Below are 23,530 nucleotides of genomic sequence, written 5' to 3' on the forward strand. Positions count from 1 at the left end.
TTCTCCAGGCAAAAGCGACACACGCAATTAACGGCATTTTGCCAGTATGTTCCGTGCCTTGATAGAAAAAATCACACTTGGCTGAGGGCCCGTGGCTTGGCCAGCGGCGAGGTGCTGCCGCGGCTGTCGTAGAGCGACGGAGAATCGCCGCCCATGAGGATGCGGATCTGGTTGTTGGTGACGTGTTGCTGCACCTGGATGATCCGGCCATTGGTCTGATTGACCTGCTGGCAGCTGTCCATCAGTTGCGACAGCATGTCGAGCCGTTGCAGCATCGCTTCGCCATGGGGCGATTGCGCGGCCACCGCCTGCACACCGGCCCGATCGGCACTCAGGCCCAGGCTGCCGAGCAACTGGCTGCGGCGCTGGCCGTGCTGCTCGAGCAAGATGATCAACGACTGCTTGCGCGCCAGGATCTGCTCCAGCAGCGGCATGTCGCGGCCATGCAGGGCTATCGCTTCCTTTTGCAGAAGGTCCAGCAGTTCCTGCATCGGGGCAATGTCATCTTCGATCAGTTGCAGCAAGGTGGTGTCGTGCATGGCTAACTCTTGGCTTTTCTGGCGTCCGTGAAGTCAGCGCGCCGAACGGTCAGCGCTGGGCTTCGAAATCGAGCAGTTTGCTGGCGACCCGGCCGGCATCGACCTGGTAGCTGCCGTCGGCGATTGCCTGTTTCAACTGGGCCACACGGGCACTGTTGACCACCGGCTCGTCGCGCAGCTTGTCGCTGATCTTCTGCAACTGCTGGGCCTCTTGGCTGAGGTGTACCGCTTCTCCGCTGGCGCTGGTGGCGGTTGCCGCTTCCTGGCTGGCTGCCGGTTTTTCGGCGCTGCCGGGCGCGGTGTTGCCGCGCACGCCGCCCGTGACGGACGGAGAGTTATTCAAACGACTGAAGTCGATGACCATGATCAGAAACCTCTGGGTATTTGGACGCTTGCCTTGTTTTCGGCCAACCCGAAAGAAACTTTAGGCACAAATGCATAGCCGCCTGTCAGCAAGCTCGCGAACCCGTTTTCTGACACAGTTTAGGAAAAGCGGTTCCTTACCGCCAGCGCAAATCCGTGGGCTGGCTACATACTGACCTCGACCTGGCCGGGGCCGGTCACCCTGGCCTTGACCACCCGTTTGGAATTGAGGTTGCGCACCCGGATCTGCTCGCTCAGGCCACCCTTGCTCAGGGCTTCGCCTGGCATGCGCACGCTCAGGCTGCCACTGCGGGCGATGATCACCACGTGGTCGCCCTTGCGTACCACCTCGGCCTGTTCCAGGTGTTGCGGGGTGAGGACCTGGTCGATCACCGTGGGGCGCAGCATCTTCATGCCCACCGCCTGATCCAGTTCGGTGAGGAAACCTTGGCCCAGGGTGCCGACATCGCGCTCGCGCAGGGCCACGTCGCCTTCGCCCACCACGTTGTCGCGCTTGAGCGGGCGGGTCACCACCACCACGTCGCGGAACAGCCGCACGGTGGCCGGCACGAACACGGTCCACGGTGCCGAGCCTTCGCAGCGCACCTTTACCGTGACGCGGCCCAGCGGCTGGGCCGGGCTTTCCAGCGAGGCGTCCAGTTGCTGGCTGCACAGCGGCATGCGCAAGCGCGGGTCCAGCGGGTTGACCTGGATTTCGTAGCGGCCGGCGGTCTGGGTGGTGGCCAGGTAATCTTCAACGCTGAATTCAAGAAACCCTTGGGTGACACCGATAAGCTGTTCAGGCAAGGTAAACGCGTCCGCTACTGTGCGAACGCCGGGCAGCAACAGGCACAGCATGGCCAGCGAGCCAGTTAGCAGGCGTGTCAATCGTCGGGAAAATGTCGTTTTCGTGTACATGGCGCTCAAAAAAGCAAAGCCCGTGCCGACTCTCTACCTGAGTTGCAACGAAAGGCTGAAACATAAAGGAGTCTGGCATGGCAGGAGTGATGGATTCGGTCAACCAGCGCACGCAGCTGGTGGGGCAGAATCGCCTGGAATTGCTGCTGTTCCGCCTCAATGGTGAACAGCTATACGGCATCAACGTATTCAAGGTCAGGGAAGTGCTGCAATGCCCTGCGCTGACCCTGCTGCCCAAGGCGCACCCGGTGGTGCGTGGTGTCGCCAATATTCGCGGGGCGACCATCCCGATCCTCGACTTGTCGATGGCCACCGGGTTGCGGTCGCTGCAGGAAGACACGCGCAACAGCTTCGTGATCATCACCGAGTACAACACCAAGACCCAGGGCTTCCTGGTGCACTCGGTGGAGCGCATCGTAAACATGAACTGGGAAGAGATCCATCCGCCACCCAAGGGCACCGGCCGCGACCACTACCTGACCGCGGTCACCCGGGTGGATAACCGCATGGTCGAAATCATCGACGTGGAGAAGGTGCTGGCCGAAGTGGCGCCGTCGTCCGAGTCGGTGTCGGACGGGGTGATCGATGCCGAGGTGCAGGACAAGGCCGTGCTGCTGCGGGTGCTTACCGTCGACGATTCGTCGGTGGCGCGCAAGCAGGTCAGTCGCTGCCTGCAGACCGTGGGGGTCGAGGTGGTGGCGCTCAACGACGGCCGCCAGGCCCTGAACTACCTGCGCCAGCTGGTGGATGAGGGCAAGAAGCCGGAAGAAGAGTTCCTGATGATGATCTCGGACATTGAAATGCCGGAAATGGATGGCTATACGCTAACGGCAGAGATCCGCAGCGATCCGCGCATGCAAAAATTGCACATCTGCCTGCATACTTCGCTTTCCGGGGTGTTCAACCAGGCAATGGTCAAGAAGGTCGGTGCCGATGACTTCCTGGCCAAGTTCAAACCGGACGACCTGGCCCAGCGGGTGGTCGACCGGATCAAGGCAACGCATTGACGCGGCCGGGGGCAGGCCCCCGGCACCAGTGATTGAAAAGAGGCGGCAGTAGTGTCTACGGGTAATTTGGATTTCGAACAGTTCCGGGTATTCCTGGAGAAAGCCTGTGGCATCCTGCTGGGCGAGAATAAGCAGTACCTGGTTTCCAGCCGTCTCAACAAGCTGATGGAGCAACAGGGCATCAAGAGCCTGGGCGAGCTGGTGCAGCGCATCCAGGTCCAGCCGCGTGGCGGCTTGCGCGAGCAGGTGGTCGATGCCATGACCACCAACGAGACCCTGTGGTTTCGTGATACCTACCCGTTCGAGGTGCTGAAGAACAAGGTCATCCCCGAGTTCATCCGCAACAACCCCGGCCAGCGCCTGCGCATGTGGTCGGCGGCCTGTTCGTCGGGGCAGGAGCCGTATTCCATCTCGATGGCCATCGACGAGTTCGAGCGCAGCAACCTCGGCCAGTTGAAGATGGGGGCGCAGATCGTTGCCACCGACCTGTCCGGCACCATGCTGACCAACTGCAAGACCGGCGAATACGACAGCCTGGCGATTGCCCGCGGTTTGTCCCAGGAGCGCCTGCAGCGTTACTTCGACACCAAGGGGCCGGGGCGCTGGGCGGTCAAGCCGGCGATTCGCAGTCGCGTCGAGTTCCGCGCCTTCAACCTGCTCGACAGCTACGCCAGTCTGGGCAAGTTCGATGTGGTGTTCTGCCGCAACGTGCTGATCTACTTCTCGGCGCAGGTGAAGAAGGACATCCTGTTGCGCATTCACAGTACCTTGAAGCCAGGTGGGTATCTGTTCCTCGGGGCTTCCGAGGCGCTGAACGGGCTGCCGGACCATTACCAGATGGTGCAGTGCAGCCCGGGGATCATCTACCAGGCCAAGTAACCAAGAGGGCCGGCAGCGAAAGTTGCCGGCCTTTTTGTTTGTCTGTGCCGGCCTCTTCGCGGGCATGCCCGCTCCCACAGGAACCATGCAAACCTCAGGCTCGCACTCTACCTGTGGGAGCGGGCGCGCCCGCGAAGAGGCCGGCTCAGGCAAAATGCTGACGTCAATTTTTTGTTTTGCCGCTTTTGCCGCCCGGCAATTGCCGCTTTCGCCGCCCAAGGCGGAAGGCCTTTGCCGCTTTTCTGGCATCACTATGACAGCACTGCGCCCTGCAGGCCCGTATTTCCGGGCTTTCCGTTGGTTGGCACAGCCCTTGCTATACCTTGCCCAACGATATTCCGGTCAACCTCCGAAGGTTTCCCCGACATGAGCATCAGCTTCGACAAGGCGCTTGGTATCCACGAAAAGGCCCTGGGCTTCCGCGCCCAGCGCGCCGAAGTGCTGGCCAACAACATCGCCAACGCCGACACGCCCAACTACAAGGCGCGTGACATGGACTTCGCCTCGGTGCTCGCCGCCGAAAGCGACAAGCAGCAGAGCGGTGGCCGCTTCAGCCTCGAACGTACCAACAGCCGTCATATCGAGGCCGAGGGCCTGGCCATGGCCGACGATACCCTCAAGTACCGCACGCCAACGCAGCCGTCGATCGACCAGAACACCGTGGACGCGCAGATCGAGCAATCGAACTACACCGAAAACGCCGTCGGCTTCCAGGCCAGCTTCACCTTGCTCAACAGTAAGTTCAAAGGGCTGGTTTCGGCCCTGCGGGGAGAATGACCATGTCCCTTTCCAGTGTCTTCAACATTGCCGGTAGCGGCATGAGTGCGCAGAACACGCGCCTGAACACCGTTGCTTCGAACATCGCCAACGCCGAGACCGTGTCCTCGAGCATCGACCAGACCTACCGCGCGCGCCACCCGGTGTTCGCCACCACCTTCCAGGACGCGCAGGCCGGCAGCAGCCAGTCGCTGTTCGAGGACCAGGGCGAGGCAGGGCAGGGCGTGCAGGTAAAAGGCATCGTCGAGGACCAGAGCACCCTGGAGGCCCGTTACGAGCCCAACCACCCGGCGGCGAACAAGGACGGCTACGTCTACTACCCGAACGTCAACGTGGTCGAGGAAATGGCTGACATGATCTCTGCCAGCCGCGCGTTCCAGACCAATGCCGAGCTGATGAACACGGCCAAGAGCATGATGCAGAAAGTTCTGACCCTGGGGCAGTGATAGGAAGCCGACATGACCACCACCAATTCCACAACCGAGGTCGGCAGCGCGTACCTGACCTCGCTGCAGAAGCAGACGTCGAAAACCGACAGCAGCACCGGCGCTGCCGGCAGCGCCCTGGGCAAGGATGCATTCCTGCAGCTGCTGGTTACCCAGATGAAGAACCAGAACCCGCTCGATCCGCAGGAAAACGGCGAGTTCGTGGCACAGCTGGCGCAGTTCAGCAGCCTCGAAAGCATGCAGTCGCTGAATGATTCGGTGACCTATATCGCGGCGGGGCTGCAGTCATCCCAGGCCCTGCAGGCTTCGTCGCTGGTCGGGCGCAATGTCATTGTCGAGACCAACAAGGCTGTGGTCGACACCAGCAAGGACATGAAAGGCACTGTCAACCTGACGTCGTCCAGCACTGCCACCTCGGTTGGTATCTACGACAAGGACGACAAACTGGTGCGCACCATCGACCTGGGTACGCAGAAAGCCGGCAAGATCGACTTTACCTGGGATGGCCTGAATGACGACGGCGAAGCCGTGGCGGCAGGTACCTATACCTTCAAGGCCACCGCTTCGATCGACGGCAAGGCCACCACCATGACCACCAACCTGCCGGCCTCGGTCACCAGTGTGACCATGGGTACCAACGGTTCGGAGATGACGCTCAACCTGGCTGGGCTGGGCAGTGTTGCGCTTTCCAAAATCCAAAGCATCGGCATCTAGGGCCTGAGCAAAACGACAGGAGTTACACATGTCTTTCAATATCGGCCTTAGCGGCCTCTATGCAGCAAACAAGGCCCTGAACGTAACTGGCAACAACATTGCCAACGTTGCCACCACCGGCTTCAAGTCGTCGCGTGCCGAGTTCGCCGACCAGTACTCCAACTCCGTGCGCGGCACCAGTGCCGGCAAGAACGTGGTGGGTACTGGCGTGAAGACTGCTGCCGTGTCGCAGATGTTCACCCCGGGCAACATCAATGGCACCGGCCAGGCGCTGGACATGGCCATCGATGGCAACGGCTTCTTCGTGATGAACGACAACGGCTCGAAGATCTACACCCGTGCCGGTGCGTTCTACAGCGACAAGGACGGTTACGTGGTCAGCTCGTCGGGCGCCAACCTGCAAGGTTATGCCGTGGATGCCAACGGCAAGATCATCCAGGGCGTGCTGACCAACCTGCAGATCGATACCTCGAACCTGACGCCGAACCCGACCGGAAAAATCTCCGAGAATGTCAACCTGAACTCCAGTGCTACCGCACCGGCCATTACGCCGTTCGATCCTGCCAATACCGGCAGCTACAACTACACGTTCAACACCGATGTGTACGACAGCCAGGGTAACGCGCACCAGTTGAACCAGTACTTCGTCAAGGATGCCGCCAGCAATTCGTGGACCATGTACACCACCATCGACGGTCGCAACCCCGCCGACCCGACCTCGACCACGCCACTGGCCAACAAGCTGCCGTTCAAGTCCGACGGCACCCTTGATACTGCTGCCATGACTGCAGGCCCGGTAGCCGGTGGCATGACCATCGCCGCCGACAAGACCTTCACCCTCGACAACTGGATTCCGGCACAGAAGAACGCTGCCGGCGTATGGAGCCCGAACGGCGCCACTGCCAACCTGGCCGGGGTGAACCTGGACATGCTCGGCACCACTCAGTACAACGCAGCAAGCGCCACCACCGCCAAGAGCCAGGATGGCTTCGCTACCGGCGAGTTGTCGGGTCTGACCATCGATCAAAGCGGCAACATGTTCGCCAACTTCACCAACGGCCAGGACAAGGTCATCGGCCAGGTGGCCATCGCCAACTTCGCCAACCTGCAGGGCCTGACCCCGGTTGGCGGTACCAGCTGGAAAGAGTCCTACGCCTCGGGCGTACCGGTGATCGGCGCCCCGGACACCGGCACCCTGGGCCAGATCACTGGCGGTGCGCTGGAAGATTCCAACGTCGACCTGACCGGCGAGCTGGTCAACCTGATCAAGGCGCAGAGCAACTACCAGGCCAACGCCAAGACCATCTCCACCGAAAGCACCATCATGCAGACCATCATCCAGATGACCTGATGGTTATTGGGGCCGCAAAGCGGCCCCAAATTCTCGAGGTCTCAACGCATGAAACGGCTAATGCTCACAGCCCTGCTGGCCATGGCCCTGCCACTCGCGGCCGCTCCCGCCCCGTTCTACCAATGGCAAAGCCTGGCTACCGGTCGCTACATGTGCTCGGCCAGCAGCCCGGGCGAAGGCTGGGTGCGCCATTCCGGCCCCTACAACAACGCCGCTTGCCGCACCTTCTGAGCAAACCCTTGCCGCAGACGGCAAACATCCGCCGACAAACTGACGTTTATTGCCTCTCACCACGCTGAAACCCCTGTAAACAAGGGCTTTCAGACTTGGTTCGATTATTGCTTTGAACCTGCGCAGTGACAGCGCGGCAGCTACGCGCAGAGGAGATACTGTGGACAAGTTGCTTTATGTGGCCATGACCGGTGCCAGCCAGAACGCGCTGGCGCAGAAGGCCCACGCCAACAACCTGGCGAACATTTCCACCAACGGTTTCCAGCGTGACCTGGAGCAGGCGCGCTCGATGCCGGTGTTCGGCGACAGCTTTCCGTCGCGCGCCTTTGCCATGACCGAGCGCCCGGCCACCGACTTCAGCGAAGGCCCGCTGGTCGAGACCGGTCGCGACCTGGACGTCGCGGTGACCGGCAAGGGCTTCATTGCCGTGCAGGCGCCCGATGGCAGCGAAGCCTACGTGCGTACTGGCAGCCTGAACATCGACGCCCTTGGCGTGCTGCGTGCCGGCAACGGCATGCCGGTGATCGGCAACGGTGGCCCGATCGCCATTCCGCCGGAGCAGAAGGTGGAAGTGGGGGCCGACGGCACCATCAGCATTCGCTCCATGGGTGAAGACCCGCGGGTAATGGCCGAGGTCGACCGCATCAAGCTGGTCAATCCGGACACCAAAGGCCTGACCAAGGGCCTGGATGGCCTGATCCATACCCGCGACGGCCAGCCGGCCGCCGCCGACGTCAATGTCCGGGTGGTGTCGGGCTTCCTGGAAGGCAGCAACGTCAATGCCGTCGAGGAAATGACCTCGGTGCTGGCGCTGTCCCGCCAGTTCGAACTGCACGTCAAGATGATGAACACGGCCAAGGAAGGCGACGAAGCCATGGCTCGGGTTTTGCAAATCGGCTAATCACTTTTGAACGGGTGCCGTAAAACAGGCGCACGAGGAGAATCAACATGCTTCCGGCTCTTTGGGTCGCTAAAACCGGCCTGTCCGCCCAGGACACCAACCTGACGGTCATTTCCAACAACCTGGCCAACGTCTCGACCACCGGTTTCAAACGTGACCGTGCCGAGTTCCAGGACCTGCTGTATCAGATCCGTCGTCAGCCCGGCGCCCAGTCGACCCAGGACAGCGAGCTGCCCTCGGGCCTGCAGGTCGGTACCGGTGTGCGCATCGTTGGCACCCAGAAAAGCTTTGTCGCCGGTAGCCTGCAGACCACCGAAAACCCGCTGGACATGGCGGTCAACGGTCGTGGCTTCTTCCAGATCCTGCAGCCGGATGGCACGGTTTCGTACACCCGTGACGGTACCTTCCACCTGAACTCCGACGGCCAGATCGTCACCGCCAACGGTTACGCCCTGGAGCCTGCCATCGTCGTGCCGAACGATGCACAGACCTTCACCGTGGGCCAGGACGGCACCGTGTCGATCACCACCGCCGGCAACCCGGCAGCGCAGGTGATCGGCAACATCCAGACCGCCGACTTCATCAACCCGGCCGGCCTGCAGGCGATCGGCGACAACCTGTTCCTTGAGACCGCCGCCAGTGGCGCGCCGCAAGTCGGCACCCCGGGCCTGAACGGTTTCGGCACCACCCTGCAGCAGACCCTGGAAAACTCCAACGTCAGCACCGTGGAAGAGCTGGTGAACATGATCACTACCCAGCGTGCCTACGAGATGAACTCCAAGGTCATTTCCACCGCTGACCAGATGCTGTCGTTCGTCACTCAACAGCTCTAACCCAGTCACTCTGTTGCACCCGTGAGGTAAGCGTCATGAATCGTCTGTTGTCCGTTTTCGCCCTGGGGGGGGCGGTGTTGCTGGCAGGTTGCGTCGCGCCGACGCCCAAGCCCAACGACCCGTACTACGCGCCGGTACTGCCGCGCACCCCGTTGCCGGCAGCGGCCAACAACGGTTCGATCTACCAGGCCGGTTTCGAGCAGAACCTGTACAGCGACCGCAAGGCGTTCCGGGTGGGTGACATCATCACCATCACCCTCAACGAGCGCACATCGGCCAGCAAGAACGCCGGCTCGCAGATCCAGAAGAACAGCAACGCCAATATCGGCCTGACCTCGTTGTTTGGCAGCACGCCGAGCACCAACAACCCGTTCGGCAGTGGTGACCTGTCGCTGGAGGCCGGCTATAGCGGCGAGCGCGCCACCAAGGGCGACAGCAAGGCCACCCAGGGCAACACCCTGACCGGTTCCATTACCGTGACCGTGGCCGAAGTGCTGCCCAACGGCATCATCGCCGTGCGCGGCGAGAAGTGGCTGACCCTGAACACCGGCGAAGAGCTGGTGCGCATTGCCGGCATGATCCGCGCCGACGACATCGCCACCGACAACACCGTGCCGTCCACCCGTGTGGCCGATGCACGCATCACCTATTCCGGTACCGGCTCGTTCGCCGATGCCAGCCAGCCCGGGTGGCTGGACCGCTTCTTCATCAGCCCGCTTTGGCCTTTCTGAGTACGGATGACCATGTTCAACGTGAGGCAGCTGATTGCCGCAACCCTGCTTCTGTCCTGTGCCTTTGGCGCCCAGGCCGAGCGCCTGAAGGACATTGCCAGCATTTCTGGCGTGCGCTCCAACCAGCTGATCGGTTACGGCCTGGTGGTGGGGCTCAATGGTACGGGTGACCAGACCACCCAGACGCCGTTCACCCTGCAGACCTTCAACAACATGTTGTCGCAGTTCGGCATCAAGGTGCCGGCCGGCTCCGGCAACGTGCAGCTGAAAAACGTCGCGGCCGTGTCGGTGCATGCCGACCTGCCGGCGTTCGCCAAGCCAGGCCAGGTGGTGGACATTACCGTGTCCTCGATCGGTAACTCCAAGAGCCTGCGCGGCGGCAGCCTGCTGATGACCCCGCTCAAAGGTATCGACGGCAACGTCTATGCCGTGGCCCAGGGCAACCTGGTGGTGGGCGGCTTCGATGCCGAGGGCCGCGATGGTTCGAAAATCACCGTCAACGTTCCGTCGGCTGGTCGTATTCCTGGCGGTGCTACCGTCGAGCGTGCAGTGCCGAGCGGCTTCAACCAGGGCAACAGCCTGACCCTGAACCTCAACCGCCCCGACTTCACCACCGCCAAACGCATCGTCGACAAGGTCAACGACCTGCTCGGCCCAGGCGTGGCCCAGGCCGTGGACGGCGGTTCGGTGCGGGTCACTGCGCCGATGGACCCGAGCCAGCGCGTGGACTACCTGTCGATTCTCGAGAACCTCGAGATCGACCCGGGCCAGGCAGTGGCCAAGGTCATCATCAACTCGCGTACCGGCACCATCGTCATCGGCCAGAACGTCAAGGTGTCGCCGGCCGCGGTGACCCACGGCAGCCTGACCGTGACCATTACCGAAGACCCGATCGTCAGCCAGCCGGGGCCGTTCTCCAACGGCCAGACTGCCGTGGTGCCGCGCTCGCGGGTCAACGCCGAGCAGGAAGCCAAACCGATGTTCAAGTTCGGCCCGGGCACCACGCTGGATGAGATCGTCCGCGCGGTGAACCAGGTGGGCGCAGCGCCCAGCGACCTGATGGCCATCCTCGAAGCCCTGAAACAGGCCGGCGCCTTGCAGGCCGACCTGATCGTGATCTGAGGACGGCGCGGATGAACAGCAAAAGCCTGGTTTCCGGTAGCGTCGACAGCGGCGCCTACACCGACCTCAACCGCCTCAGCTCGCTGAAGGTGGGTGATCGCGACAGCGAAGCCAACGTGCGCAAGGTGGCCCAGGAGTTCGAATCGCTGTTCATCAGCGAAATGCTCAAGGCCTCGCGCAAGGCCAGCGACGTGCTGGCCGACGACAATCCGATGAACACCGAAACGGTGAAGCAGTACCGCGACATGTACGACCAGCAGCTGGCTGTGAGCATGTCCCGCGAAGGTGGCGGTATCGGCCTGCAGGACGTGCTGGTGCGCCAGCTGACCAAGGGCCGCAGCACATCCATCAATACCAGCCCGTTCCCGCGCGCCGAGGGCGGTGGCCCGGCGTTGTGGGGCAACAAGGTGGCGCAGCCGGTGCATGCCAATGATTCGGCAGCTACCCGCAACGACGTTGCCGCGCTCAACTCGCGGCGCCTGGCGTTGCCGAGCAAACTCACTGACCGCTTGCTGGCCGGCATCGTGCCGTCGGCGGCCACCACCAACAGCGCTGCCGTATCGGCCCGTGACGGCCAGCAGGTAGCCCAGGCCTTCGCCGTGCCGGACAACGGCCTGCGCATCCTCGGCCGCGCCGTGGCCCAGCCGCCACTGGCACCGAACAAGGCTTTCGCCGACAGTGACGAATTCGTCGCCACCATGCTGCCGATGGCCGAACAGGCCGCCAAACGCATTGGTATCGACCCGCGCTACCTGGTGGCCCAGGCCGCCCTGGAAACCGGTTGGGGCAAATCGGTAATGCGCAACACCGATGGCAGCAGCAGCCACAACCTGTTCGGCATCAAGGCCACCGGTAACTGGCAGGGCGAGCAGGCGCGGGCGATCACCAGCGAGTTCCGTGACGGCCAGTTCGTCAAGGAAACGGCGGCGTTCCGCAGCTACGACTCGTACCAGGACAGCTTCCACGACCTGGTAAGCCTGTTGCAGAGCAATTCCCGCTATCAAGATGCACTGGATTCGGCCGATAACCCTGAGCAGTTTGCAAGAGAGCTGCAAAAGGCAGGTTATGCGACCGACCCGGGCTATGCGAAGAAAATCATCAGCATCGCCCGGCAAATGCAAGCAACCCCGCAATACGCCATGGCTGGCAGAACCACGAATCTATAAAAGGACTAAATCATGTCGAGCCTGATTTCTATCGGCCTGAGTGGCCTGAGTGCCAGCCAGGCGGCATTGTCGGTAACCAGTAACAACATCGCCAACGCCGCAACCAGTGGCTATTCGCGCCAGCAGACGATTCAGGCAGCGGGCCCTTCGCACAACATCGGCGCGGGCTTCCTGGGTACCGGCACCACGCTGTCGGACGTGCGCCGCATCTACAGTGCCTACCTGGACAACCAGCTGCAGACCGCCACCTCGCTGCAGGCCGACTCGGTCGCCTTCCAGGACCAGATCACCACCGTCGACAAGCTGCTGGCCGACCGTGACACCGGTATCAGCTCGGTCCTTACCGCATTCTTCTCGGCCCTGCAGACCGCAGCGGCCAAGCCCGGTGACGTCGCCTCGCGGCAGTTGCTGCTGACCCAGGCGCAGACCTTGAGCAACCGCTTCAATGCGGTGTCCACCCAGCTGAGCCAGCAGAACGATGTGATCAACTCCCAGCTCGATACGCTGGCGGGACAAGTCAACAAGCTCACCGGCAGCATCGCCGAGTACAACAAGCAGATCGCCGCGGCCAGTGGCACCGGCAATACCCCCAACAGCCTGCTGGATGCGCGCAGCGAAGCCGTGCGTCAGCTCAACGAGCTGGTGGGTGTGACGGTGCAGGAGCGTGACGGCAACTACGACGTATACCTGGGCAGTGGCCAGTCGCTGGTCACCGGCAACAAGGCCAATACCCTGTCGGTGCAGCCGGGTGCTGCCGACAAGAGCCAGGCCAGCCTGCGCATCAACTACGAGTCGTTCAGCTCCGACGTGACCTCGGTGATTACCGGTGGCACCATCGGCGGCCTGTTGCGCTATCGCCAGGATGTGCTGACGCCGTCGATGAACGAGCTCGGCCGTGTCGCCCTGGTGGTGGCCGACAGCATCAACAGCCAGTTGGGCCAGGGCCTGGATGCCAACGGGCAGTTCGGCAGCTCGCTGTTCTCCAGCATCAACAGTGCCACCGCCATTGCCCAGCGCAGCCTGGCCTCGTCGAACAACAGCTCCGGCTCTGGCAACCTCGATGTGACCATTGCTGACAGTGGCAAGCTGACCACCTACGACTACGAGGTGAAGTTCACCAGCGCCAACCAGTACAGCGTGCGCCGTTCCGACGGCACCGACATGGGCACCTTCGACCTCAGCGCCGACCCGGCGCCGGTGATCGACGGCTTCAGCCTGTCGCTCAATGGCGGTGGCCTGGCGGCAGGGGACAGCTTCAAGGTGATCCCCACCCGTGCGGCAGCCGGCAGCATCACCACCACCCTCACCGATGCCAACAAGCTGGCTTTCGCCGGGCCGATCAGTGCCACGGCGGGCAGTGGCAATAGCGGCACCGGCACCATCACCCAGCCGACGCTGGGCGAATCGCTGGACATCTATGGCGGTGCCGATACCGCGCTGGTGCAGCAGGCGATTCGCGACTCGATGCCGGTGCGTGTGGTGTTCGACGCCGCCAGTGGCGGCTCCCAGGGCTACAAGCTGTACGATGCCAAAGGTACCCAGATAGGCACCGGCAGCGTGGTGCCAGGTACCGACAACAAACTGTCGGTGGCTGTGCCGATGCTCGATGCTGCTGGCAACCCGATTCTCGACGGCAGTGGCAACCCGCGCACCTTCGCGGTCGAGACCACCATCGGTGGCAGCCCGGCGGCCAACGACAGCTTCACCCTGTCGTTCAATGCCGACGGCAAGGCCGACAACCGCAATGCCACGGCGCTGCTGGGCCTGCAGACCAAGTCGACGGTGAACACCGGCTCTGGCGGCGGCACCAGCTTCACCTCGGCCTATGCCTCGCTGGTCGAGCGCGTGGGGGCCAAGGCCAACCAGGCCACCATCGACACCACGGCGACCCAGGCGGTGCTCAAGTCCGCCAGCGAAAGCCGCAGCGCGGTGTCCGGGGTGAACCTGGATGACGAGGCGGCCAGCCTGGTGAAGTTCCAGCATTACTACACAGCGTCGTCGCAGATCATCAAGGCGGCGCAAGAAACCTTCAGCACCCTGATCAATGCCTTGTAAGGAGTAGACTCTCGTGCGTATTTCCACCGCTCAGTTCTATGAGTCCAGCGCCAGCAGCTACTCCAAGAACTTCTCCAGCATGAACAAGACCAACGATCAGGTGACGTCGGGTATCCGCATCCAGACTGCGGCCGATGACCCGGTCGGCGCTGCGCGCCTGTTGCTGCTGCAACAGCAGCAGTCGCTGCTGGACCAGTACAGCAGCAACATCAATACGGTGAGCAATGCCCTGCTGCAGGAGGAGAGCGTGCTCTCCACCATCAACGATGCCATGCAGCGTGCCAGTGAGCTGGCAATCCGCGCCGGTGGTGCCGGGGTTACCGATTCCGACCGCGTGGCCATCAGCACCGAGCTGAAAGAGATCGAGGCAAACATTTTCGGCCTGCTCAACTCGCGCGATGCCAATGGCGACTACATGTTCGGCGGCTCCAAGAGCACCTCGCCGCCCTATGTGCGCAACTCCGACGGCACCTACAGCTACCACGGTGACCAGACCCAGTTGAGCCTGCAGGTGTCCGACACCCTGAACCTGGCGACCAACGACACCGGCTTCACCATCTTCGACTCGGCCAGCAACAAGAGCCGCACCCAGTCGACCCTGCTGGTGCCGGCCACCGACGATGGCGTGGTCGGGGTATCGCCAGGCCTGATGACCTCGAGCAGCAGCTACAACAACAGCTTCACTGCGGGCCAGCCGTACAAGCTGACCTTCACCAGTGCGACCCAGTACGTGATTACCGACGCCAATGGCAACGACGTCACTGCTGAAACCGCCACCAACGGTACCTTCGACAGCAAGACCGAAGGTGCCAACCGCATTGCCTTGCGTGGCGTGGAGTTCGAAATCACCGTCACCCTGGAGGAGGGCGCCGATGCCGATGCCGCCGTGGCGGGGCGTGAATTTTCCCTGGCGGCGCGTCCGGATTCGTTCAACACCACCCGCAGCGCAGGCAACACTTCCAGCGCCCAGGTCACCAGCAGCACCGTAACCGACCAGGCCGCCTATCGCAGCACCTTCCCCAGCAATGGTGCGGTGATCAAGTTCACCGGGCCGGGCAGCTACGAGTTCTACGCCCAGCCGATGACAGCCGATAGCAAGCCGGTAGCCACGGGCACCTTCACTGCGCCGGCGTTGACGGTGGCCGGTGTGACCTACCAGGTCTCCGGTTCGCCGCAGGCGGGTGACCAGTTTGCGGTCACGGCCAACACCCACCAGAACCAGAACGTGCTGGAAACCCTCAGTCAGCTGCGCGCGGCGCTGGACACGCCGGTGACCGGTATTGGCCAGGCCAATGCGTTGAAGGATTCGGTGGCTTCGGCAATCGCTAACCTGGCCAGCGCTCGTGAGCAAATTGACATCACTCGCGGTTCGATCGGTGCCCGTGGCAACTCGCTGGAGATCCAGCGCCAGGAGAACACCAGCCTGGGCCTGGCCAACAAGACTACCCAGAACGCCATCGGCAACACCGACATGTCCCAGGCGGCCATCACCCTGACCTTGCAGCAGGCCATGCTCGAAGCCTCGCAACTGGCCTTCTCGCGCATTTCTCAGCTGAGCCTGTTCAACAAGCTCTGATCGGTGGTTTAAAAAGATGGGGCTGCTTTGCAGCCCTTCGCGGGCGCGCCCGCTCCCACAGGAACTGCATGGGCCTCAAGCTCATGCCAAACCTGTGGGAGCGGGCGTGCCCGCGAAGGGGCGCAAAGCGGCCCCGCCTTTTTCCTGCCTGCGAAACGCCCAGTCCGCACACCCTCGCCACGGCTTTCGTAGCATTTCAATGTGACCAATGAGTCAAAACGGTCATCTTCCCTGTATTCTATGCAGCAGCTGTTGCAGCATTTTGTTACCGGTGCGCAGGCGAGCACTGCCTTCAACCCCCAGCGGTGACGTTCCGGTATTTGGCGCCCTCAATTCATCGAGTGGTGGTCTTTGGCTGTTTTCATTGGGAAGCCAGAATGATTGGCATCAAAAGCATTGCGAGTTACGTGCCCACCGCTGGCCTGGACAACTATGTCCAGGGTGCGAAGTTCGGCAAGGACGAAGAGTTCATGTTCGGCAAGATCGGCGCGTCGTTCCTGCCGCGCAAGGCCGCTGAACAGGAAACCTCCGACCTGTGCGTGGAAGCCGCCCAGGCGCTGTTCGCCAGCAACCCCGACCTCGACCCGCAATCGATCGATGCGCTGATCGTGGTCACCCAGAACGGTGACGAAGAAGGCCTGCCGCACACCGCCGCCATCGTCCAGAGCAAACTCGGCCTGTCCACCCGTGTGGCGGCGTTCGACGTGTCGCTGGGCTGCTCCGGCTACGTGTACGGCTTGTACGCCATCAAGGGCTTCATGGAAGCGGCAGGGCTGAAGAACGGCCTGCTGATCACCGCCGACCCGTATTCGAAGATCGTCGACCCGGAAGACCGCAACACCACCATGTTGTTCGGTGATGCGGCCACGGCCACCTGGATGGGTGAAAACGCGGTATGGAACCTGGGCCAGGCGCGCTTCGGCACCGACGGTTCCGGCGCCGAGCACCTCAAGGTCAGTGATGGCAAGTTCTTCATGAACGGCCGCCAGGTGTTCAACTTTGCCCTGGTCAAGGTGCCGGCGCACCTGCACGAACTGCTGGATGCCAGTGGCCTGAAGTCGTCGGATATCGACGCCTTCTGCATCCACCAGGGCAGTGCGGCGATTGTCGATGCCGTGGCCCGGCGTTTCGAAGAGGACCACCCGGAGAAGTTCGTGAAAGACATGCTGGAAACCGGCAATACCGTTTCCTCCAGCGTGCCGCTGCTGCTGCAGAAGCACATGCTCGACGGCAGCTGGAAGCGCGTGGCGATCAGCGGCTTTGGCGTGGGCCTGTCGTGGGGCTCGGCCATCCTGTACCGCGACTGATCCCCAGCAGTCCAAAAAAAGCGCCCGGCGGCCACCGCCCGGCGCTTTTTTAATGCTCGAAAGAAAATCGTGGCCGTCACACGGTTTCTGTGGGAGCGGGCATGCCCACGAACACCGGCGAAGCCGGTGCCAACCACCGAGTTGCCTTCTTCGCGGGCGCGTCCGCTCCCACAGGGGAGGGTGCAACTGATATGGCATTTAGCCTGCTCTAGAACGGTTTTTGACGCCAATAAACCGCCCTTAACCCCTTGATTTCTCAGGGCTGGCCCCATGCCAGCATTTTTTTTTCAAAAAGGCCCTCAAGCAACCCGCGCACCCGACGATAACTATTACGAAGGTTCTCTAGGCCAATCCGGCGGTTGCCAAGGCCGGAAGCCGCAGTACCCATCCAACGAGGATTTCGTCATGGCTTTAACTGTAAACACCAACATTGCGTCGATCACTACTCAGGGCAACCTGACCAAGGCTAGCAACGCTCAGACCACTTCGATGCAGCGTCTGTCCTCGGGTCTGCGCATCAACAGCGCTAAAGACGACGCCGCCGGCCTGCAGATCGCCAACCGTCTGACCAGCCAGATCAACGGCCTGGGCCAGGCAGTGAAGAACGCCAACGACGGTATCTCCATTGCCCAGACCGCTGAAGGTGCAATGCAGGCTTCGACCGACATCCTGCAGAAAATGCGTACCCTGGCCCTGTCCTCGGCTACTGGCTCCCTGAGCGCCGACGACCGTAAGTCGAACAACGACGAATACCAGGCTCTGACTGCCGAACTGAACCGTATTTCCACCACCACCACCTTCGGTGGCCAGAAGCTGCTGGACGGCTCGTACGGCACCAAGGCCATCCAGGTCGGCGCCAACGCCAACGAAACCATCAACCTGTCGCTGGACAACGTTGCCGCTAGCAACATTGGTTCTCAGCAGATCAAGAGCACTGCGATCGCCCCAAGCGCGACCGGCCTGGCTGCTGGCAGCATGACTGTTACTGGTAACGGCCAGACCAAGACTGTTACTTACGCCGCAGGTGCTTCGGCCAAGACCATCGCAGCCGATCTGAATGGTTCGATTGGTGGTTTGACTGCAAGTGCAAGCACTGAAGTCAAGCTCGATGTTGGTGCTGCGACGCCTTCCAACTTCAAGCTGGCTGTCGGCAGCAGCGGTACTGTCGACTTCGTTGGTGTAACCGATCTGGCCAGCCTGGCCGACCAGTTGAAATCCAACGCTGCCAAGCTGGGTATCAGCGTCAACTATGATGAAGTGAACAAGAGCCTGAGCGTCAAGTCGGACACCGGCGAGAACCTGAGCTTCTCCGGTGCTGATGCCAACGCCCAAGCGAATATCCTGATCGGTGCCAAAGATGGCTCTGGCAACTTCGCTACCCCTGCTGCCCTGGGCGCTGCGGCCATCGTAGTCAACGGCCAGATCTCCCTGGACTCGGCTAAAGGCTACTCGCTGAGCGACGCTGGTACCGGTGTATCCGCCCTGTTCGGTAGCGCCACTGTTTCGTCGGCCAAGACCACTATCGCTCAAACCGACGTTACCGATGCCACCAATGCCCAGAACGCCCTGGCCGTTATCGACAAGGCCATCGGTTCGATCGACAGCGTCCGTTCGGGCCTGGGTGCTACCCAGAACCGTCTGCAAACCACCGTCGACAACCTGCAGAACATCCAGAAGAACTCCACCGCTGCCCGCTCCACCGTGCAGGACGTGGACTTCGCTTCGGAAACTGCCGAGCTGACCAAGCAGCAGACTCTGCAACAGGCTTCGACTGCAATCCTGTCGCAGGCTAACCAGCTGCCATCCTCGGTCCTGAAACTGCTCCAGTAATTCAGGCGCCTGAGTAAAGGGTGAAAGGGTGCGTTTACGTGCCCTTTCACCCTTTTTGACATGAGGAGTTCGAAACATGGACATGAGTGTCAAGCTGGGTCAGGTGTATCCCTCTACGTTGCCCCCGGCGCCTGTCGCTGATCGGGACCCGCTGGTGCCTGCCAAGGTGCAGGAGGCTGCGGCCCCCGAAAAAAAACAGCCACACTCGCGCGAAGACCTGGAAAAGGCAGTTGACGAGATCCGGGATTTCGTCCAGTCGAGCCAGCGTCAGCTGGATTTTTCCATTGATGATTCCACCGGTCGGGTCGTGGTCAAGGTGATTGCCACCCAGTCGGGAGAAGTGATCCGACAACTTCCGTCGGAAACGGCACTGAAGCTCGCCCAGAGCCTGAGTGAAGCCGGCAGCCTGCTGTTCGATGATCAGGTATAGGCTGGCATGATTTTTGTTGCTGTCGATTTTTTGATGGATTCATTCGCCAAGGATCCGGCAGCTACTGAACAAGGAGAGCAATGATGGCAGGTACAACAGTCAGCGGTATTGGCTCGGGCATCGATACCCAGGCGATCGTGGAATCCCTGGTGGCCGCGCAGAAGGCGCCGAAGCAGGCGCAGATCAATACCCAAACGCTGAAGGCAACCACCACGTTGTCCTCGATCGGCAAGATTCAGTCGGCCCTGGATGCCTTCCGCGGCGCTTTGACCAACATGACCGATAGCAATAGCTTCGGTGGTCTGAGCTTGAAATCCTCGGATGAGAAGGTTGCGACCGTGACCATGGGCACGGGGGCGGCTAACGGTTCGTTCTCGCTGGTGGTCAGCAAGCTTGCGACTGCCTCGAAAGTGTCGACCAAGGTTTATGCCGGCGGCGCCGGCTCGGTAGTCAATTCCGGCTCCACTCCGACCACCTTGAAGATCAGCCAGAGTGGCAAGGATTACGACCTCAGCGTTCCGCCGGGCGCGACACTGCAGCAGGTGCGGGACAGCATCAACAGCCAGTTCGGCGTGGCGGGCCTGAGTGCCAACGTGCTGACGGATGCCTCGGGCTCGCGTTTGATCATCACCTCGACCAAGATGGGTGTGGGTTCCGATATCACGCTTTCGGGAAATTCCGGCATCGATACCGGTTACACCGTCATCGATCCCCCCACCGATGCCGAGTACACGCTTGATGGCATTGCCATGAAGTCCAAGACCAATGACATCACTGATGCGGTCAGCGGCCTGAACATCAAGCTGGTCGGCACGTCTCCGAAAAACGCCACGAGCGGGGAGCTGACGCCCACCGTGCTCTCGCTGAGTACCAGCAGCACCGCGCTGAAGTCCGGCCTCAAAGGCTTCATCGATACCTACAATGCTTTGCTGACGGTGCTCAACACGGAAACCAAAGTCACCAAGAACGCCGATGGTTCCATGACCGCAGCAGCGCTGACGGGTGATGCGTCGATGCGTGCACTGATGACGTCCATTCGTGAAGAGCTCAATGCCGTATCCGGCAATGGCACGTTGAAGTCCCTTGCCGCGTTCGGCGTTACTTCGTCCCAGGACGGCGGCCTGCTGAGCCTGGACGACAAGAAGTGGGACAAGGCGGCTACCAGCAATGCGGCCGACCTGACCAGTATCTTCAATGGCAAGGACGGCCTGTTGGCGCGTTTGCAGAAGGTGACCGAGCCGTTTGCCAAGGCCAGCACCGGTACCCTTGCCGAGCGCTCCAAGACCCTGAGCGAGAGCCTGACCAAGCTCAAGACCGAACAGGACACCCTGGATGCGCGTATGGAAGCCCTGCAAAAGAGCTTGCAGGACAAGTACAACAACATGGATACCCTGGTCACCCAGCTGCGCCAGCAGCAGAACTCGGTGCTGAGTACCCTCAACGCGCTGAACAAAGCCAATAGCGACGATTAATCCGTGAACATTGCATGAAGTCCGGGCATGATGCCCGGCTTCATGTCATCGGCCGGTAAAGTTTTGCACCGCCTGCCCGATACAGGGAATATCACCCCTTTAAGTCTGCCCGTCACGAGGTCGCAAGATGAATCCCATGAGAGCCCTTCGTCAGTACCAGAAGGTCAATTCCCATGCCCAGATTTCCGAAGCCACGCCCCATCGCCTGGTGCAGATGCTGATGGAAGGCGGCCTCGATCGCATGGCCCAGGCCAAAGGCGCCATGGCGCGCGGCGACATCGCGGAGAAGGGCCTGATGCTCGGCAAGGCGATCGATATCATCATCGGCCTGCGCGATGGTTTGTCGCCTGAAAAAAGCGAAAACCCGGAGTATGTCGAGAAGCTCGACGCCCTGTATGTGTACATGACCAATCGCCTGATGCAGGCCAACGTCGACAACGATGCCGGCATCATCGATGAAGTTGCCCAGTTGCTGATTACCGTTAAAAGCGGTTGGGACGGGATCGCCGACGCCCAGCCCGCCAGCTGACGGCAAGGAGAATACCGTGAACGCACTGCAACGCCTCGATGACACCTGCGATGCCCTGATCGGCGCCTTGGGTGAGCGTGACTGGGATGCCATTGCCAAGCTGGATGTGGCCTGCCGTGCGTGCATCGACGAGGTGCTGAAAACCCATGCGATGGACCAGGCGTTGCTGCGCGAGAAGCTGGAAGGGGTGCTGCAGGTCTACCGTAGTCTGATCGATGTGACAACCGGTGAACGCCAGGCTATTGCCGAAGAGATGATGCAGATCAATCAGGCGAAAAATGCTTCGAAGGTTTACCATCTCTTCAGTTAAGATGCGCACAACTGAATGAAAGGCGCCATAAATTTGACTGTGCGGGCCTTTTTGACTTTACTAGTGGCTGTTTTCGAATTTCAGACGTCCGAACACTGACCATTCAGTCGGAATGATGTCGAGCACGCCTTCGGGCGCCGATATGACTAGGGAAGTTGCTATTGCATGTGGCGTGAAACCAAGATTCTGCTGATCGACGACGACAGCGCACGCCGCCGCGACCTGGCGGTGGTGCTGAACTTTCTCGGCGAAGAAAACCTCGCTTGCTCCAGCCAGGACTGGCAGCAAGTGGTCGAGCCGTTGTCTTCGAGTCGCGAAGTGCTGTGCGTGCTCATTGGCACTGTAAACGCTCCGGGCAATCTCCTTGGGCTCGTTAAGACAGTGGCAGGGTGGGATGAGTTCCTTCCAGTTCTGCTTTTAGGTGAAATTTCTTCTGCGGAGTTCCCGGAAGACCTTCGCCGCCGGGTGCTTTCCAATTTGGAAATGCCGCCAAGCTACAGCCAACTGCTGGATTCGCTGCACCGTGCCCAGGTCTATCGCGAGATGTACGACCAGGCGCGCGAGCGTGGGCGCCAGCGCGAACCCAACCTGTTCCGCAGCCTGGTTGGCACCAGTCGTGCCATCCAGCACGTGCGGCAGATGATGCAGCAGGTGGCCGATACCGATGCCAGCGTGCTGATCCTGGGTGAGTCCGGCACCGGCAAGGAAGTGGTTGCGCGCAACCTGCACTACCATTCCAAGCGCCGCGAAGCGCCATTCGTGCCGGTCAACTGCGGCGCGATCCCGGCCGAACTGCTGGAAAGCGAACTGTTCGGCCACGAGAAGGGCGCCTTCACCGGGGCGATCACCAGCCGTGCCGGGCGTTTCGAGCTGGCCAACGGCGGCACCCTGTTCCTCGACGAAATCGGCGACATGCCGTTGCCGATGCAGGTCAAGCTGCTGCGCGTGCTGCAGGAGCGTACCTTCGAGCGCGTGGGTAGCAACAAGACCCAGAGCATCGATGTGCGCATCATCGCCGCGACCCACAAGAACCTCGAGACCATGATCGAGGAGGGTACGTTCCGCGAAGACCTGTACTACCGCCTCAACGTGTTCCCCATCGAGATGGCGCCGCTGCGCGAGCGGGTGGAAGACATCCCGCTGCTGATGAACGAGCTGATCTCGCGCATGGAGCACGAGAAGCGCGGCTCCATCCGCTTCAACTCGGCATCGATCATGTCGCTGTGTCGCCATGGCTGGCCGGGCAACGTGCGCGAGCTGGCCAACCTGGTCGAGCGTATGGCGATCATGCACCCCTATGGGGTGATTGGCGTGTCCGAGCTGCCGAAGAAATTCCGTTACGTCGATGACGAAGACGAGCAGATGGTCGACAGCCTGCGCAGCGACCTGGAAGAGCGTGTGGCGATCAACGGCCATACGCCGAATTTCAGCGGCCACGCCATGCTGCCGCCTGAAGGCCTGGACCTGAAGGACTACCTGGGTAGCCTGGAGCAGGGCCTGATCCAGCAGGCGCTGGACGATGCCAACGGTATCGTTGCGCGCGCGGCTGAACGTTTGCGCATTCGTCGTACCACCCTGGTCGAGAAGATGCGCAAGTACGGCATGAGCCGTCAGGGTGGCGAGGAACAGGCGGAGGATTGACGGCCGGGCCGAGGTGTTCGGCTTGGTCTTGATGGCGCCTGTGAGATCGAGCGCCGCCCGCGCGGCGCTTCGCGGGACAAGCCCGCTCCCACATTTGTTGCAACGTGGCCATTCCTGTGGGAGAGGCGTTGCCCGCTTTGGTGGAGAGTTTGAGACTGGCGAGGCGGCGGTAGCGCCAGCCGGGAAATCGCGTCAATGCAACAAGGCTGACAGCCATGGCCTGACAGGTTTGGCACGTTGCAACAAATGTGGGAGCGGGCTTGTCCCGCGAAGCGCCGCGCGGGCGGCGCTCGGTCTCACAAGCGCAGAAAGTGTCAAGGCGAATACCCGCGAAGCGCCGCGCGGGCGGCGCTCGATCTCACAGGCGCAGAAACTGTTGGCTCCTCCTGGCCGCGCCCCATC

24 protein-coding genes are annotated in these 23,530 nt (G+C 61.5%); 21 read left to right on the forward strand and 3 right to left on the reverse strand.

Annotated features, from left to right (window positions below):
• Positions 1–71: 71 nt before the first annotated feature.
• From ACIQYU_RS07305 to flgA, 3 genes are all read right to left on the reverse strand, one after another.
• The gene (locus ACIQYU_RS07305) at positions 72–539 is read right to left on the reverse strand and encodes a flagella synthesis protein FlgN (RefSeq protein ID WP_207829627.1); all 468 of its coding nucleotides are present in this window, start codon (positions 537–539) and stop codon (positions 72–74) included.
• Between the two features lie 49 nt (positions 540–588).
• Entirely contained in the window at positions 589–903 is a 315-nt protein-coding gene (flgM, locus tag ACIQYU_RS07310; RefSeq protein ID WP_063912863.1) for a flagellar biosynthesis anti-sigma factor FlgM, read from the reverse strand.
• A 164-nt stretch (positions 904–1,067) separates the two neighbouring features.
• Positions 1,068–1,820, reverse strand: a complete 753-nt coding sequence (flgA, locus tag ACIQYU_RS07315) for a flagellar basal body P-ring formation chaperone FlgA (protein ID WP_207829642.1) — start codon at positions 1,818–1,820, stop codon at positions 1,068–1,070.
• Positions 1,821–1,897: 77 nt separating this feature from the next.
• Between flgA and ACIQYU_RS07320 the strand changes: the two genes are divergently transcribed.
• The 21 genes from ACIQYU_RS07320 (at position 1,898) to fleQ (ending at position 23,128) form a co-directional block, all read left to right on the forward strand.
• A complete protein-coding gene (locus ACIQYU_RS07320) occupies positions 1,898–2,827 on the forward strand; it encodes a chemotaxis protein CheV (protein WP_207829652.1) in 930 nt (309 codons plus the stop codon).
• A 51-nt stretch (positions 2,828–2,878) separates the two neighbouring features.
• Positions 2,879–3,706 carry a protein-glutamate O-methyltransferase CheR gene (gene cheR / locus ACIQYU_RS07325; RefSeq protein ID WP_233687569.1) on the forward strand — a complete coding sequence of 276 codons (828 nt, stop codon included), beginning with the start codon at positions 2,879–2,881 and terminating at the stop codon, positions 3,704–3,706.
• Positions 3,707–4,072: 366 nt separating this feature from the next.
• Positions 4,073–4,483 (forward strand): flagellar basal body rod protein FlgB, encoded by a 411-nt coding sequence (gene flgB, locus ACIQYU_RS07330; protein ID WP_063912859.1) that lies wholly within the window; start codon positions 4,073–4,075, stop codon positions 4,481–4,483.
• A 2-nt stretch (positions 4,484–4,485) separates the two neighbouring features.
• A complete protein-coding gene (gene flgC, locus ACIQYU_RS07335; protein WP_024087485.1) occupies positions 4,486–4,929 on the forward strand; it encodes a flagellar basal body rod protein FlgC in 444 nt (147 codons plus the stop codon).
• 12 nt (positions 4,930–4,941) lie between these two features.
• The gene (gene flgD / locus ACIQYU_RS07340) at positions 4,942–5,643 is read left to right on the forward strand and encodes a flagellar hook assembly protein FlgD (RefSeq protein ID WP_207829660.1); all 702 of its coding nucleotides are present in this window, start codon (positions 4,942–4,944) and stop codon (positions 5,641–5,643) included.
• Positions 5,644–5,671: 28 nt separating this feature from the next.
• Complete coding sequence (gene flgE, locus ACIQYU_RS07345) at positions 5,672–6,994, forward strand: flagellar hook protein FlgE (protein ID WP_207829663.1); 1,323 nt, start codon at positions 5,672–5,674, stop codon at positions 6,992–6,994.
• Positions 6,995–7,042: 48 nt separating this feature from the next.
• Entirely contained in the window at positions 7,043–7,225 is a 183-nt protein-coding gene (locus ACIQYU_RS07350; RefSeq protein WP_025340098.1) for a hypothetical protein, read from the forward strand.
• A gap of 160 nt (positions 7,226–7,385) precedes the next feature.
• Positions 7,386–8,126 (forward strand): flagellar basal-body rod protein FlgF, encoded by a 741-nt coding sequence (gene flgF, locus ACIQYU_RS07355; RefSeq protein WP_233687571.1) that lies wholly within the window; start codon positions 7,386–7,388, stop codon positions 8,124–8,126.
• Between the two features lie 47 nt (positions 8,127–8,173).
• On the forward strand, positions 8,174–8,959 hold the full coding sequence (flgG, locus tag ACIQYU_RS07360) for a flagellar basal-body rod protein FlgG (RefSeq protein WP_013973621.1): 786 nt from the start codon (positions 8,174–8,176) through the stop codon (positions 8,957–8,959).
• Positions 8,960–8,994: 35 nt separating this feature from the next.
• Positions 8,995–9,690: a flagellar basal body L-ring protein FlgH gene (flgH, locus tag ACIQYU_RS07365; RefSeq protein ID WP_013973620.1), complete on the forward strand. Its 696-nt coding sequence runs from the start codon at positions 8,995–8,997 to the stop codon at positions 9,688–9,690.
• Between the two features lie 12 nt (positions 9,691–9,702).
• A complete protein-coding gene (locus ACIQYU_RS07370; RefSeq protein ID WP_015271237.1) occupies positions 9,703–10,812 on the forward strand; it encodes a flagellar basal body P-ring protein FlgI in 1,110 nt (369 codons plus the stop codon).
• 11 nt (positions 10,813–10,823) lie between these two features.
• Positions 10,824–11,978: a flagellar assembly peptidoglycan hydrolase FlgJ gene (flgJ, locus tag ACIQYU_RS07375; protein WP_402798751.1), complete on the forward strand. Its 1,155-nt coding sequence runs from the start codon at positions 10,824–10,826 to the stop codon at positions 11,976–11,978.
• A gap of 12 nt (positions 11,979–11,990) precedes the next feature.
• On the forward strand, positions 11,991–14,033 hold the full coding sequence (flgK, locus tag ACIQYU_RS07380) for a flagellar hook-associated protein FlgK (protein ID WP_207829691.1): 2,043 nt from the start codon (positions 11,991–11,993) through the stop codon (positions 14,031–14,033).
• Between the two features lie 13 nt (positions 14,034–14,046).
• Positions 14,047–15,609, forward strand: a complete 1,563-nt coding sequence (locus ACIQYU_RS07385) for a flagellar hook-associated protein 3 (protein WP_207829705.1) — start codon at positions 14,047–14,049, stop codon at positions 15,607–15,609.
• A 377-nt stretch (positions 15,610–15,986) separates the two neighbouring features.
• A complete protein-coding gene (locus ACIQYU_RS07390; protein ID WP_025340093.1) occupies positions 15,987–16,916 on the forward strand; it encodes a ketoacyl-ACP synthase III in 930 nt (309 codons plus the stop codon).
• Positions 16,917–17,321: 405 nt separating this feature from the next.
• On the forward strand, positions 17,322–18,746 hold the full coding sequence (locus ACIQYU_RS07395; protein ID WP_333957484.1) for a flagellin: 1,425 nt from the start codon (positions 17,322–17,324) through the stop codon (positions 18,744–18,746).
• Between the two features lie 76 nt (positions 18,747–18,822).
• Positions 18,823–19,176: a flagellar protein FlaG gene (locus tag ACIQYU_RS07400; protein ID WP_207829721.1), complete on the forward strand. Its 354-nt coding sequence runs from the start codon at positions 18,823–18,825 to the stop codon at positions 19,174–19,176.
• Between the two features lie 83 nt (positions 19,177–19,259).
• A complete protein-coding gene (gene fliD / locus ACIQYU_RS07405) occupies positions 19,260–20,648 on the forward strand; it encodes a flagellar filament capping protein FliD (protein WP_207829731.1) in 1,389 nt (462 codons plus the stop codon).
• A 127-nt stretch (positions 20,649–20,775) separates the two neighbouring features.
• The gene (fliS, locus tag ACIQYU_RS07410; RefSeq protein ID WP_061304368.1) at positions 20,776–21,177 is read left to right on the forward strand and encodes a flagellar export chaperone FliS; all 402 of its coding nucleotides are present in this window, start codon (positions 20,776–20,778) and stop codon (positions 21,175–21,177) included.
• A gap of 16 nt (positions 21,178–21,193) precedes the next feature.
• Positions 21,194–21,487: a flagellar protein FliT gene (locus ACIQYU_RS07415; protein ID WP_207829733.1), complete on the forward strand. Its 294-nt coding sequence runs from the start codon at positions 21,194–21,196 to the stop codon at positions 21,485–21,487.
• A 165-nt stretch (positions 21,488–21,652) separates the two neighbouring features.
• Entirely contained in the window at positions 21,653–23,128 is a 1,476-nt protein-coding gene (gene fleQ, locus ACIQYU_RS07420) for a transcriptional regulator FleQ (protein WP_063912846.1), read from the forward strand.
• Positions 23,129–23,530 lie beyond the last annotated feature (402 nt).

This window comes from Pseudomonas sp. NPDC096925 (genome assembly GCF_044762545.1).
Taxonomy (GTDB): Bacteria; Pseudomonadota; Gammaproteobacteria; order Pseudomonadales; family Pseudomonadaceae; genus Aquipseudomonas.

Coding starts and splice junctions, on each gene's coding strand:
- fliS (WP_061304368.1), top strand. CDS start 20,776: ATGAATCCCATGAGAGCCCTTCGTCAGTACCAGAAGGTCAATTCCCAT.
- ACIQYU_RS07320 (WP_207829652.1), top strand. CDS start 1,898: ATGGCAGGAGTGATGGATTCGGTCAACCAGCGCACGCAGCTGGTGGGG.
- flgJ (WP_402798751.1), top strand. CDS start 10,824: ATGAACAGCAAAAGCCTGGTTTCCGGTAGCGTCGACAGCGGCGCCTAC.
- flgB (WP_063912859.1), top strand. CDS start 4,073: ATGAGCATCAGCTTCGACAAGGCGCTTGGTATCCACGAAAAGGCCCTG.
- flgC (WP_024087485.1), top strand. CDS start 4,486: ATGTCCCTTTCCAGTGTCTTCAACATTGCCGGTAGCGGCATGAGTGCG.
- flgD (WP_207829660.1), top strand. CDS start 4,942: ATGACCACCACCAATTCCACAACCGAGGTCGGCAGCGCGTACCTGACC.
- fleQ (WP_063912846.1), top strand. CDS start 21,653: ATGTGGCGTGAAACCAAGATTCTGCTGATCGACGACGACAGCGCACGC.
- flgA (WP_207829642.1), bottom strand. CDS start 1,820: ATGTACACGAAAACGACATTTTCCCGACGATTGACACGCCTGCTAACT.
- ACIQYU_RS07305 (WP_207829627.1), bottom strand. CDS start 539: ATGCACGACACCACCTTGCTGCAACTGATCGAAGATGACATTGCCCCG.
- ACIQYU_RS07370 (WP_015271237.1), top strand. CDS start 9,703: ATGTTCAACGTGAGGCAGCTGATTGCCGCAACCCTGCTTCTGTCCTGT.
- ACIQYU_RS07395 (WP_333957484.1), top strand. CDS start 17,322: ATGGCTTTAACTGTAAACACCAACATTGCGTCGATCACTACTCAGGGC.
- ACIQYU_RS07400 (WP_207829721.1), top strand. CDS start 18,823: ATGGACATGAGTGTCAAGCTGGGTCAGGTGTATCCCTCTACGTTGCCC.
- flgE (WP_207829663.1), top strand. CDS start 5,672: ATGTCTTTCAATATCGGCCTTAGCGGCCTCTATGCAGCAAACAAGGCC.
- fliD (WP_207829731.1), top strand. CDS start 19,260: ATGGCAGGTACAACAGTCAGCGGTATTGGCTCGGGCATCGATACCCAG.
- flgH (WP_013973620.1), top strand. CDS start 8,995: ATGAATCGTCTGTTGTCCGTTTTCGCCCTGGGGGGGGCGGTGTTGCTG.
- ACIQYU_RS07390 (WP_025340093.1), top strand. CDS start 15,987: ATGATTGGCATCAAAAGCATTGCGAGTTACGTGCCCACCGCTGGCCTG.
- flgG (WP_013973621.1), top strand. CDS start 8,174: ATGCTTCCGGCTCTTTGGGTCGCTAAAACCGGCCTGTCCGCCCAGGAC.
- ACIQYU_RS07350 (WP_025340098.1), top strand. CDS start 7,043: ATGAAACGGCTAATGCTCACAGCCCTGCTGGCCATGGCCCTGCCACTC.
- flgM (WP_063912863.1), bottom strand. CDS start 903: ATGGTCATCGACTTCAGTCGTTTGAATAACTCTCCGTCCGTCACGGGC.
- flgK (WP_207829691.1), top strand. CDS start 11,991: ATGTCGAGCCTGATTTCTATCGGCCTGAGTGGCCTGAGTGCCAGCCAG.